The sequence below is a fragment of the Candidatus Rhodobacter oscarellae genome, from assembly GCF_001078595.1.
Taxonomy (GTDB): Bacteria; Pseudomonadota; Alphaproteobacteria; order Rhodobacterales; family Rhodobacteraceae; genus Rhodobacter_B; species Rhodobacter_B oscarellae.
This window is the reverse complement of sequence record NZ_LFTY01000002.1, coordinates 2,976,415-2,987,488: the sequence shown is the minus strand read 5'-3', so window position 1 is coordinate 2,987,488 and position 11,074 is coordinate 2,976,415. Positions and strand designations below refer to the sequence as shown.

Below are 11,074 nucleotides of genomic sequence, written 5' to 3'. Positions count from 1 at the left end.
ACAAGGGGCACGCCCATGCAGGACCGTTTGACCAGCTTTATCGAGCACGACCGAGTGCGCAGCTTCATCATGGCGGTGATCGTGTTCAACGCAGTCATCCTGGGGCTGGAGACATCAAAGTCGGCGATGGCGCAGTACGGCGAGCTGATCCATCTGCTGGACCAGGTTTGTCTGGCGATCTTTGTGATCGAGCTGCTGATCAAATTCGCCGCCTATAGGCTGCGGTTCTTCCGCGACGGCTGGAACATCTTTGACTTCATCATCGTGGGGATCTCTCTGGCCCCGACGGCGCAGGGGCTCTCGGTCTTGCGGGCGCTGCGGATCCTGCGGGTGCTGCGGGTGATCTCGGTGGCGCCGCGGCTGCGTCGCGTGGTCGAGGGGTTCGTGACCGCGCTGCCGGGCATGGCCTCGGTGTTCCTGCTGATGGCGATCATCTTTTACATCGGCGCGGTGATGGCGACGAAGTTGTTCGGCCTGGGCTGCGCGCATTGCACGCCGGAGCAGAACGTTCTGTTCACCGAGTGGTTCGGCACGCTGGGCAAGTCCGCCTACTCATTGTTCCAGATCATGACGCTAGAGAGCTGGTCCATGGGCATCGTGCGCCCGGTGATGGAGGCCTTCCCCTATGCCTGGGCGTTCTTCGTGCCCTTCATCATGGTTACGACCTTCGCGGTGGTGAACCTGCTGGTGGGTTTGATCGTGAACTCGATGCAGGACGCCCATGCCGAGGAAACCAACGCCGCCACCGACAGCTATCGCGACGAGGTGCTGCAGCGATTGGCGGCGATCGAGACGCAGTTGAGAGAGCGGCAACAGTAACGCGCCCGTGAGCGCGGGGCACTTTGTCCACAGGCTGTAATGCGCTAAGGTGTCCGCGAGAGGCAGGACGGTGTAACGAATGAAAATGCTTAAGATACTTGCGCTTCTGGCGTTGGTGCTTGGTGTGTCGGCCTGCTCGTCGAGCAAGTTCAAGACCTATAACGGGCCCGAGGTGACGCGCGTCGTCGTGTGGAAGGACGCGCGGAAGATGCGGCTCTACCACCACGACAAGGTGCTCGAGGAATACGAGATCAACCTCGGCTTCGCGCCTTCAGGGCACAAAAACTTTGAAGGCGACGGCAGGACGCCCGAAGGTCGGTATCTGATCGACCGCCGCAACCCGAACAGCAGGTTCCACCTGTCGCTGGGGATCTCCTATCCGAATGTCCGCGACATCGCCGCGGCACGCGTCGCCGGGAAGGACCCGGGCGGTGACATCTTTATCCACGGGCGACCGAATCCGCTGAAGCGGGACGAGGATTGGAACTGGGGCTGCATCGCGGTTTCGAACCGCGAGATGGAGTGGATCTATGCGATGGTGCGCAACGGCACGGTAATCGACATCTACCCCTAAACGTTGCCCTCTTGCTCGGTGGCGGGGGGGATCACGCCTGGGATGTCCGGTTCCAGCGAGGCCGACGGGGCGGCTTGCGGGATCTGCGCCGGTCCGCCGCCGCCTATGATCAGGGTCCACCAGATCTTACCGCCCGGTTCCTGGAACCAGGAAAAGCCCATATCCCGGCCCTCTCGATCCAGGATGACCTGACGCGTGTCGGGCTGCGCCATCCATGCGGCCAGCGTTTGAAGCTCGGTTTCGAACGTCTCCGAGATGTTCTCCCCCAAAAGGGTCAACTCGTAGCCCGCGCGCTGGACGCGCTCTACCGGCGACGAGCCGTCCGAGCCGAAATGCCAGGGCCGGTTCTGCACGGACATGTCCCGCGAATGGGTCGCGGCGGCGGCGTTAAGCGACGCGTTCAGCTGCAAGGCGGGGGCGCCAGAGGCCTGGCGCAGCGCGTTCACCGAGTCCAGCATCCGGATCTGGATGCGCGATTCATTCGACTTCGAAATGCGGTAGAGCCGCGGCAATGGCTTGCCATCAGCGCCAAGCGGCGCCTCAATGGGCGTGGCTGTGCAGGCGACAAGCGCGAACAACGCGGTGATCAACAGGGCAATGGAACGCATATCTGGTCGCCTATCCTCTTTATTCTCAATTGCCATACCGTCTTGGTGTAGCGTAATCAAATCGTTGCCAGCGGGATACTGCGCGTTGACATTTGTTTGAATTGCGACTGCGGCTTTCTCGCAATAATGTGTAGCCAGGCTGATTATCAGCAGATGGAGAATTTCATGGCTGACGGACTTGAGAATAAAATGAACCGCAGGCTGTTTCTGGGCACCGCGGCGGCAAGCGGACTGGCCGCGCCCGCACTGGCCCAGACCATCGGCGATACCGTCGACATCCAGGGCGAAGAAACAGCGATCGTGCGCCGCAACATCTCTAGCTTCCGCGCGCTGGACTGGCGACCGTATTTCTCGAATACGAAGGGTGGCGCGGTCTTGGTCGATGTCACCTCGCGCGCCTTGCATTACTGGTCCGAGGACCAGTCTGTTTACAAGCTGTACCCGACCAGTGTGCCGTTGAGCGAAGAGCTAACCAAGCGCGGCCGCACCAGGGTTATTCAGAAGGTTGAGGGCCCGTCCTGGCGCCCCACGCCGTCAATGCTCAAGCGCAATCCAGAATGGCCAAGCTTCATCGGGCCCGGCCCGGACAACCCGCTGGGATCCCACGCGCTCTACTTGTCGTGGACCTATTACCGCATCCACGGCACGCATGACACGCGCAAGATCGGTCGGAAATCATCCAATGGTTGCATAGGGTTATACAACGAGCACATCGCCGAGCTGTTCGGCATGACCAAAGTCGGTACGCAAGTGTTGCTTATTTGACGAGATACCAGGGTCGAACGTGCCGCGTTGCAAAACTTGCATTCGCCTTTAACGGTTAATGGTGGTTAGTGAGAATCCTACGGGCGTATGAGTGCGTCCTGTGTCTATTCGATTTACATACCAGAACAAGATACCTGGAGGACCACATGAAGAAAGTCGCAATCGCTGCTCTCATCGCAGCCGCCGCGTCCACAGCAGCCTACGCTGGCACCATTGACCCTGTTGTCATCGAGCCCGAAGTAATCATTGAAGAAGCAGCGTCGTCCTCGTCGGCAGGTCTTGTTGTTCTTCTTCTGTTGGTTGCTGTCGTCGCAGCTGCCAGCTCGTAAGCCGAGCGCCTGGCCGCTTCAGCGGCCTTACACAGAGATAGAAGCAGCGGTGCCGATCCGGCGCCGCTGTTTTTTTGTGGGCTTTCCGTAACCCGCGCGGAACCTACTTGATCCAGCCGCTCAAGTTGTCCTCGATCACCTTGCCCAGCGCTTCGATATGGGCGGGCGCGTCGTTCAGGCATGGGATATAGGTGAATTTCTCGCCGCCGGCCTCTTCGAAGCTTTCGCAGATCTCTTCCTGGATCTCCTCCAAGGTCTCGATGCAGTCCGCCGAGAAGGCGGGCGCGATCACCGCGATGTTCTTTTTGCCTTCCTCGGCGGCCACGCGGGCAACTTCCTCGACCGTATAGGGCTTTAGCCATTCTTCGGGCCCAAAAACCGACTGGAATGTGGTGCGGATCGCGCTGTCTTCCCAGCCCAGGCGTTCCTTCAGCAGGCGCGTCGTTTTCTGGCACTGGCAGTGGTAGGGGTCGCCCTGCATCAGGTAGCGCTTGGGCATGCCGTGATAGCTGACGATCAGAAGGTCTGGCTTGGCATCCAGCTTGGCGTAGCCGGCCTCGACCGATTGCGCCAAGGCGTCGATATAGGCGGGCTCGTCGAAATAGGGCGCGGCGACGCGGGCCACGGGCTGCCAGGTTTCCTTCATCAGGGCGCGAAAGAACTGGTCGTTGGCGGTGGCAGAGGTGGCGCCCGCGTAATGCGGGTAGAGCGGGAAGAACAGGACCCGGTCGCAGCCCTGCTCGACCAGCGCCCGCACCTTTGATTCGGTGGACGGGTTCCCATAGCGCATGCAGAAATCCACGATCACCTCGCCGCCGTAGCGCGCGGTCGCCCACTCGGAAAGGGCGGCGGTCTGGTCTTTGGTGATCGTCATCAGCGGGCTCTCGCCCTGCGCGTGGTTCCAGATGCTTTTGTAAGCCGCACCGCTGGTGAAGGGGCGCTTTGTCAGGATGATGAGCTGCAGCAGGGGCTGCCACTTCCAGGGCGCATAGTCGATCACGCGTCGGTCGCTGAGGAACTCGTTCAGATAGCGCCGCATGGACCAGTAGTCGTAATTGTCCGGGGTGCCCAGATTGGCCAGCAGCACGCCGACCTTGCGCGGCTTCACCCCGGGGTGTTCCGCGGGCAGGTGCGTATTCGCGGTCGCGTTTGTGTCGAGCATGTCTGGGGCCCCATCAATCTGTTCTGTGTTCGACATAAATCCCAATCCTTTCCCGTCAATTGCCCTTGGGCAATTCGGTCTCTTCGGTCCCAAGCGCATCCGCTAGGCGCGCCTTGGCAGAACCGGGTCTCAAGGGCTGCGGCTGGCTGTCGTCCGGCGCCCAACCCGTCAGCGTGATAAGCTCGAAAGTTGCGGTGATCCGCCCGCCATCTGTCGCGTATGCAGCCGCGTAGCGCTGGGCGGCGTCCAGGAAAACGCCCCGCCGCGTGGGGCGCCGCAGACGGGCGGCCAGCGCGTTGGCCTCACCCATCCCGCGCAGCTCCGCCATCAGACGGAACAAGTCGGTATAGGACACGGATAGGCTGTCGGTGTCGGCTACGGGCAGCGCAAAGCCCGCCCGCTGCAACAGCGCGCCGAGGTCGCGGATCTCGGCCATGGGCGCGACGCGCGGGCTCAGCCCGCCGGTCAATTCAGTCTCTGACTCGGCCAAAACGGCCCGCAGCTCGTGCAGGGTCTGGCCCCCCAGGAGGATGCATAGAAAGAGCCCATCGGGCTTCAAGGCACGGCGGCATTGGATCAGCTGCCCAACGGGATCGCTCGCCCAATGCAGGGACATGGCGTGGATCACCAGGTCATGCGACCGCTCTTGCAGGTCCAGCACATCGTCATCCGCGACCACTAAGGCGTTGGGGACCACGGGCGCCCAAATCTGTGGCCATCCGGTCACAACAGCGGGTGCCGTAAATGATTTGTTAACCAACGTGAGTCTTTCCTGAACACTGGAAGCTGCCTCTTCCTGCAAAAACACTACCGGCTCCGCCATCCGCATCGCGCGGGCGCGGTTCCGGTTCAATGCCGTTCGGTCGGTCAGATCGGGTTGGCGCTGCATGGGCTCCTGCCTGTGTCGGCGCCCGTCTTAGGGGGGATATCTCGGAATGCAAAGCCTGCTGCGCCTCGCCTTTCCACCGACATGCCTAAGTTGCGATGAGATGGTGGACAGCAGTTTCGGTCTGTGCGGTCTGTGCTGGCGGGACACGCCCTTTGTCACCGGGCTGACATGCGATGCCTGCGGGGTGCCGCTGCCGGGGGAGAAAACCGACCAGCCGGTGCATTGCGACGACTGTATCGCGATTGCGCGCCCCTGGACTCGCGGCCGCTCGGCGCTGATCTACAAGGGCAACGCGCGCAGGATGGTCCTGGCGCTGAAGCATGGCGACCGGCTGGACCTCGCGCGCCCGCTCTCGGCCTGGATGGCGGGGGTCGGCACGGAGCTGCTCTTTGAGGACACGGTGCTGGTGCCCGTGCCCGCGCATTCGCTGCGGCTGATCAAGCGGCGCTACAACCAGGCCGCGGTCCTGGCCAATGCATTGTCCAAGCATCTCGCGCGCAACACGATCCCGGACCTTCTGACGCGCACGCGCCAGACCAAGTTGCAGGACGGCATGTCCCGAGACGAGCGTTTTGCCAACCTCGCCGACGCCATCCGGCCCGCCAAGCACGCGGCGCTCAAGCTCGCGGGGCGGCCCGTGCTGCTGGTGGATGACGTGATGACCTCTGGCGCGACGCTGGCCGTGGCGGCCGAGGCCTGCCGGGCCATTGGCTCACGCCGGGTTGATATATTGACACTGGCGCGGGTCGCCAAGGATGCCTAAGTTCCCTCGGAACACGTGACCAAGGACATCCCACCCATGCAGCCCGTTGAACTCTACACCTCTCCGCTTTGCGGGTTTTGCCATGCCGCCAAGCGTTTGCTGGACCAGAAGGGCGTCAGCTATGCCGAAGTCGACGTGCTGGCGCAGCCGCATCGCCGGCAAGAGATGATGAAGCGCGCGGGCGGGCGGCACACGGTGCCGCAGATCTTCATCGGGCCCAAGCATGTGGGCGGCTATGATGACCTGGCCGCATTAGAGCGCGCCGGGCGGCTGGACGCGATGCTGGCCGGGTGACGGGGTGACCCGCGCGGCCCTGATCCAGCTTTCCTCCTCGGACGACCCGGCGGCGAACCTGGTCAAAACCCGCGAATACGTCTCTAACGCGGCGCAAATTGCCGATTTGATCGTCACGCCAGAGGTGACGAACTGCGTCTCCACCAGCCGCACAAGGCAGATCGAGGTGCTGCGCCCCGAGGCGGAGGACCCAACGCTGGCGGCGCTGCGCGACGACGCGGCCCGGCTGGGCAAATGGGTGCTGATCGGCTCGCTGGCGCTGAAGACCGACGACCCGCAGGGGCGGTTCGCGAACCGCTCCTTCCTGATCAACCCGGCTGGCGACATCGCGGCACGCTACGACAAGATCCACATGTTCGATGTGACGATCTCGGACACCGAGCAGTACCACGAATCGAAGGGCTATCGCCCCGGTGACCAGATCACCGTGGTCGACACGCCGCTGGGCAAGATCGGGCTGACGATCTGCTACGACATGCGCTTTCCGGCGCTCTACCGCGCGCTGGGCCAGGCCGGGGCGCAGATCATCACCGTGCCGTCGGCCTTCTCGCCTGTGACGGGCGCGGCGCATTGGGAGGTGCTCTTGCGGTCCCGCGCCATCGAGACCGGCGCCTATATCCTGGCGCCCGCCCAGACCGGTCAGCACGCGCTGACGCGCGGTCGGCCGCGCGCCACCTTCGGGCATTCCGTGGCGATAGACCCCTGGGGCGGCATCGAGGCCAAGGCAGGCGCCGCGCCCGGCGTGACGCTGGTCGCGCTTGATCTGGCCCAGGTAACGCTTGCGCGCACCCGCATTCCGGCGCTAAGCCATGACCGCCCCTTCAGCGGTCCTTAAATGAGCGAACAGAACGACAACCTATCGGTCGCGCTTTTCAGCGAGATCTTCATGGCCGATCAGCTTGCGCGCAATCGGCTGAGCAAGGCGTTGCCCAAGGGCATGGAACTTAGCCACTTTTCGGTGTTGAACCACCTGGCGCGCACGAATGGCGAGAAAAGCCCGGGGCAACTGGCCGATGTATTCCACGTCACCCGCGGGGCGATGACCAACACCCTGGCGAAACTCGAGCGCGCGGGGCATGTCCACATCCGGCCCGATTGGGACGACGCGCGGCGCAAATTCGTGGCGATCAGCCCCTCGGGGCGGCAGGCCTGCGAGACCGCGTTCCAAGTGATCGCGCCGATCGTGGCCGAGGTCGTGGCGGCAATCGGCTCGGATAAGGTGCGCGCTGCGTTACCGGTGCTGCGCGAGGTCCGCACGCGGCTCGGAGGCACGTGATGTTCCGCTCGCTAGGGCTGCGGTCCGAGGCGCTGGTGATGGCGGGGCGCAGCACGTTTGAGGACAAGGGCGGTTTCATCGTGCAGCGCACGCCCGCCGAGCCGAGCTTTTGGTATGGAAATCAGCTGATCTACCGCGCCCATCCGCGCGATTCTGATGCGATGCTGCACGCCTTCGCGACGGCCTTCCCCGAGGCAGAGCATATCGTGATCAGTTTCGACACGCCGGGCGAGGACCCGCCCGAAGCGATGCTAGGCCTGGCGGGCATGACCCTGGACCACACGGATATCCTGGCCGCGAATGGCGGCATCGTGGGGCCAGAGCTTCCCCCTGGTCTGACGTTTCGGAGGATAGACTCGGATACAGATTGGGCCGGGTTAGTCTCGCTCCAATGCGAAACCGGGGTGGAGCAGGGCCATGATAGTCCGCGCCACTTGCCCTACCTAGAGGCGAAGTTCGCGCAGGTCCGTCAGGCTTGCGAGCAGGGTCGCGCGGCCTGGTTCGGGGTCTATGAGAGCGACCTTCTGGTCGCGGATATGGGCATATTTTGGGGCGATGGGCTCGCCCGGTTCCAATCGGTGGAGACGCGCAAAAGTCACCGAGGCCGGGGCATATGCGCGGCTCTGCTCGCTAAGGTCAGCGCCTTTGCCCGTGCGCAGCTGCCCGGCTGCATTTTGGTGATCGTCGCCGAAACAGGCTCGCCCGCTGGGCGCATCTATCGCCGCGCGGGGTTCGTTCTAAAAGAGACCCTGGTGAGCCTGCTAAAGCCCGCCTATTAGCCGCAAACCGGGCCGCGGCACATTCGCGCGCTATGGAGATTTCAACGAAATCTTAATGCGTAGGCTGAAACCTAAAACTGGGTGGGTAACCTCCGGTTACGAGCGGCCGCTCCCACCCGGATCTATGATCCGGGCCGAATCACCAAGATTTCGCTAACAGAATCACCTCGGCTGCGGTTTTTTCCCGAAGGCGGCGACCTAAGCCCGGTCCCCGCTGGCCTCATTGGCCGCGCTGATCCATTCCGAACCGAAGTCCACTAGGTCTGGCGCGCTGCACAGCCGCGCCTCGGCCTTGCCGACCGGACCCGTCCGCACTGCACCGGTGTCCTCGAACGCGGCCCCAACCGACGGGAACAGCCGCCCCAAATCATCCGCGACCTCTGGGGATTCGACCCATTTGCCTTCGTGCTTCACACGCCGCGTCTTCACGCGCCGCGGATCGGCCAGCGTTTCAGCGGTGTGCAGCAAGGAGCAGCGGTTCCAGCCCACATTGATCAGCAGCACTTTGGCGTTCGGGCGCCTCAGAAACGCACCAAAGGGCGTGTCCGGCCCGCAGGCCCAATCCAAGGGATGCTGCGCGACGACCTGCTCGGCTCCGGCGCCATGCGCGCAGACCGAGATCGTGGGGTGGCCAGATCGCAGCGTGCCGGGCCAGGTACGGAACCGCTCTGCCAGCACACCCATGCCGTCCGTGGGGCTGGTCTTGGGGTCAAACCCGGGCACGTCGGCCTCGGCCTTTGCGATCTCTGCGGCGGTCATCGCTTCGCGACTTAGGTGTGCCGGAAAATAGGCATCGGTGCTGAAACCAGGCATGGCGACCAGGCCCGCGTCACCGACAGCGGCAAGAAGCGCCTGAATGATATCATCAGGGCCCGCGCCCAGCCCCTTAATCCCGGCATGCACAAAGAGGGCGTCCCCGTCTTTTACGCCAAGCGCGTCAAGATCCTTTTGGATGTTCATGCGCCCGGCTTAACACTCGCGGTCACGTAGTTCACCGACAAATCGCGGTCCGAGATCGACCAGGACCAGCCCAGCGGGTTGAACACGAACCCCTTGCGGTCCACCGGGTCCAGCCCGGCCTGGCGCAGCAGGTCGAAAAGCTCGTCCGGGGTGATGAATTTGGACCAATCATGCGTGCCCTTGGGCAGCCAGCGCATCACGTGCTCGGCGCCGATGATGGCCATCAGAAAGCTCTTGGGGTTCCGGTTCAGGGTCGAGCAGGTCATGATCCCGCCGGGCTTTAGAAGCTGCTGGCAGGCGGTCAGGAACCCCAGCGGGTCGGCCACGTGCTCGACCACTTCCATGTTCAGGATGGCGTCGAATTGCTCGCCATCGGCGGCCAGCGCCTCGGCGCTGGTGTGGCGGTAATCGATCTTTAGCCCCATCTGCTCGGCATGGACCTGGGCCACGGGGATGTTGCCCGCGGCGGCGTCGGCGCCCACGACCGTGGCGCCCAGCCGCGCCATGGGCTCTGACAACAGCCCGCCGCCACAGCCGATGTCCAGGATCCGCAGCCCCTCGAAAGCCCCGCGCTTGGTCAGGTCGCGGTCGAACTCGGAGGCGATCTGAGCGGTAATGTAGTCCAACCGGCAGGGATTCAGCATATGAAGCGGCTTGAACTTGCCGTCGGGGTCCCACCACTCGGCGGCCATGGCCTCGAATTTGGCGACCTCGGCGGGGTCAATCGTGCTTTGCATATCGGCGCCTCGCGGATTTTCATGCGCCCCCCATGGCAGGGACGGCCTGGGCACTATATAGGGCAGATATGGACAAGTCGGCAGATAGACGAAACAGCGCACCCTACCTGCACCCGCCCATCGACCCGTTCGATCAGCGGGTTATGGAGGTCGGCGACGGGCACCGCATTTATGTCGAGCAATGCGGCAACCGCGACGGCATCCCGGTGGTCGTGCTGCATGGCGGGCCCGGCGGCGGCTGCAGCCCGGCGATGCGGCGCTACTTTGACCCTTCTGTCTATCGCATCGTGCTGTTCGATCAGCGCGGCTGCGGGCGCTCGCGGCCCCATGCCAGCGTCGAGGCGAACACGACCTGGCACCTGGTCCGCGACATCGAGGCGATCCGCGAGGCGCTGGACATCGAGCAATGGTGCGTCTTTGGCGGGTCTTGGGGCGCCACGCTGGCGCTGGTTTACGCCGAGACGCATCCCGACCGCGCCGCCTATCTGATCCTGCGCGGTGTGTTCCTGGCGACACAGGCCGAGCTGGATTGGTTCTACGGCGGAGGGGCCGGGCAGTTCTGGCCCGATATGTGGGCGCGCTTTTCGGGCCTGATCCCCGAGGAAGAGCACGGCGACATGATCGCGGCCTATCACAAGCGGCTTTTTTCCGACGATCTGATGCTTGAGACGCGGTTCGCCCGGGCCTGGGCCAGCTGGGAGAACACGCTGGCCAGCATAGAAAACGAGGGCCCCAGCGGCGAGAGCCCCGCCGACTACGCCCGTGCCTTTGCGCGGATCGAGAACCACTACTTCACAAACAGGGCTTTCCTTGAAGAAGATGGGCAGATTCTAAAGCAGGTGGACCGCCTAAAGGGCATCCGCGGCACCATCGTGCAGGGCCGCTATGACATGATCTGCCCGCCCGTCTCGGCGTATCGGCTGCACAAGGCCTGGCCCGGATCGGATCTGCGCATGGTGGGCAAGGCCGGGCACGCGCTGTCCGAGGCGGGCATCAGCGCCGAGCTTATCCGCACGATGCAGCGCATCGCGCGCGAGCCTGCGATCAAGGCGCTGGCCAAATCCTAAACGCGCGAGCTGATAGTGCCAGATTATCGTGCGTTTACGTCCAGCGCGCCCA

At 63.5% G+C, this 11,074-nt stretch carries 15 protein-coding genes; 10 read left to right on the top strand and 5 right to left on the bottom strand.

All coding sequences use genetic code 11. The features are described from left to right. Positions 1-15 precede the first annotated feature (15 nt). Together AIOL_RS19035 and AIOL_RS19030 are read left to right on the top strand one after the other, a co-directional pair. Positions 16-819, top strand: a complete 804-nt coding sequence (locus AIOL_RS19035) for an ion transporter (RefSeq protein ID WP_049644430.1) — start codon at positions 16-18, stop codon at positions 817-819. 79 nt (positions 820-898) lie between these two features. Continuing rightward, positions 899-1,393 carry a L,D-transpeptidase family protein gene (locus tag AIOL_RS19030; protein WP_049644429.1) on the top strand — a complete coding sequence of 165 codons (495 nt, stop codon included), beginning with the start codon at positions 899-901 and terminating at the stop codon, positions 1,391-1,393. Here the strand turns inward: AIOL_RS19030 and AIOL_RS19025 are convergent. Further along, positions 1,390-2,001, bottom strand: coding sequence for a CAP domain-containing protein (locus AIOL_RS19025; protein ID WP_152912602.1), 612 nt, complete (start codon positions 1,999-2,001; stop codon positions 1,390-1,392). The two genes, AIOL_RS19030 and AIOL_RS19025, sit on opposite strands and share 4 nt — an antisense overlap. Before the next feature lie 165 nt (positions 2,002-2,166). Here AIOL_RS19025 and AIOL_RS19020 point away from each other — a divergent pair, with 165 nt between their 5' ends. Further along, the gene (locus AIOL_RS19020) at positions 2,167-2,766 is read left to right on the top strand and encodes a L,D-transpeptidase (protein ID WP_049645550.1); all 600 of its coding nucleotides are present in this window, start codon (positions 2,167-2,169) and stop codon (positions 2,764-2,766) included. Between the two features lie 146 nt (positions 2,767-2,912). Then, on the top strand, positions 2,913-3,095 hold the full coding sequence (locus tag AIOL_RS19015; RefSeq protein ID WP_049645549.1) for a hypothetical protein: 183 nt from the start codon (positions 2,913-2,915) through the stop codon (positions 3,093-3,095). A 103-nt stretch (positions 3,096-3,198) separates the two neighbouring features. Here AIOL_RS19015 and hemH read toward each other — a convergent pair whose 3' ends face one another. After that, positions 3,199-4,257: a ferrochelatase gene (hemH, locus tag AIOL_RS19010; RefSeq protein WP_049645548.1), complete on the bottom strand. Its 1,059-nt coding sequence runs from the start codon at positions 4,255-4,257 to the stop codon at positions 3,199-3,201. A 55-nt stretch (positions 4,258-4,312) separates the two neighbouring features. Next, complete coding sequence (locus AIOL_RS19005; RefSeq protein ID WP_326973156.1) at positions 4,313-4,984, bottom strand: methyltransferase domain-containing protein; 672 nt, start codon at positions 4,982-4,984, stop codon at positions 4,313-4,315. A 208-nt stretch (positions 4,985-5,192) separates the two neighbouring features. On the opposite strand from AIOL_RS19005, the gene AIOL_RS19000 reads away from it, so the two are divergent. Genes AIOL_RS19000 through AIOL_RS18980 form a run of 5 tightly spaced genes read left to right on the top strand, consistent with a single transcriptional unit; the run spans position 5,193 to position 8,258 of the window. Then, positions 5,193-5,909, top strand: a complete 717-nt coding sequence (locus AIOL_RS19000) for a ComF family protein (protein ID WP_049644427.1) — start codon at positions 5,193-5,195, stop codon at positions 5,907-5,909. 36 nt (positions 5,910-5,945) lie between these two features. Then, a complete protein-coding gene (grxC, locus tag AIOL_RS18995) occupies positions 5,946-6,203 on the top strand; it encodes a glutaredoxin 3 (RefSeq protein ID WP_049644426.1) in 258 nt (85 codons plus the stop codon). 4 nt (positions 6,204-6,207) lie between these two features. Next, on the top strand, positions 6,208-7,038 hold the full coding sequence (locus AIOL_RS18990) for a carbon-nitrogen hydrolase family protein (protein ID WP_049644425.1): 831 nt from the start codon (positions 6,208-6,210) through the stop codon (positions 7,036-7,038). Continuing rightward, a complete protein-coding gene (locus AIOL_RS18985) occupies positions 7,039-7,479 on the top strand; it encodes a MarR family winged helix-turn-helix transcriptional regulator (protein ID WP_049644424.1) in 441 nt (146 codons plus the stop codon). It abuts the gene before it with no gap. Next, positions 7,479-8,258: a GNAT family N-acetyltransferase gene (locus AIOL_RS18980; RefSeq protein WP_049644423.1), complete on the top strand. Its 780-nt coding sequence runs from the start codon at positions 7,479-7,481 to the stop codon at positions 8,256-8,258. The genes AIOL_RS18985 and AIOL_RS18980 overlap by 1 nt, the downstream gene beginning before the upstream one ends. A gap of 198 nt (positions 8,259-8,456) precedes the next feature. Here the strand turns inward: AIOL_RS18980 and AIOL_RS18975 are convergent, their stop codons facing one another. Continuing rightward, positions 8,457-9,218: an aminoglycoside N(3)-acetyltransferase gene (locus AIOL_RS18975; protein ID WP_049644422.1), complete on the bottom strand. Its 762-nt coding sequence runs from the start codon at positions 9,216-9,218 to the stop codon at positions 8,457-8,459. Next, on the bottom strand, positions 9,215-9,955 hold the full coding sequence (gene ubiG, locus AIOL_RS18970) for a bifunctional 2-polyprenyl-6-hydroxyphenol methylase/3-demethylubiquinol 3-O-methyltransferase UbiG (protein ID WP_049644421.1): 741 nt from the start codon (positions 9,953-9,955) through the stop codon (positions 9,215-9,217). The genes AIOL_RS18975 and ubiG overlap by 4 nt, the downstream gene beginning before the upstream one ends. Positions 9,956-10,023: 68 nt before the next feature. On the opposite strand from ubiG, the gene pip reads away from it, so the two are divergent. Beyond that, positions 10,024-11,022: a prolyl aminopeptidase gene (pip, locus tag AIOL_RS18965; RefSeq protein ID WP_049644420.1), complete on the top strand. Its 999-nt coding sequence runs from the start codon at positions 10,024-10,026 to the stop codon at positions 11,020-11,022. The last annotated feature ends 52 nt before the right edge of the window (positions 11,023-11,074 follow it).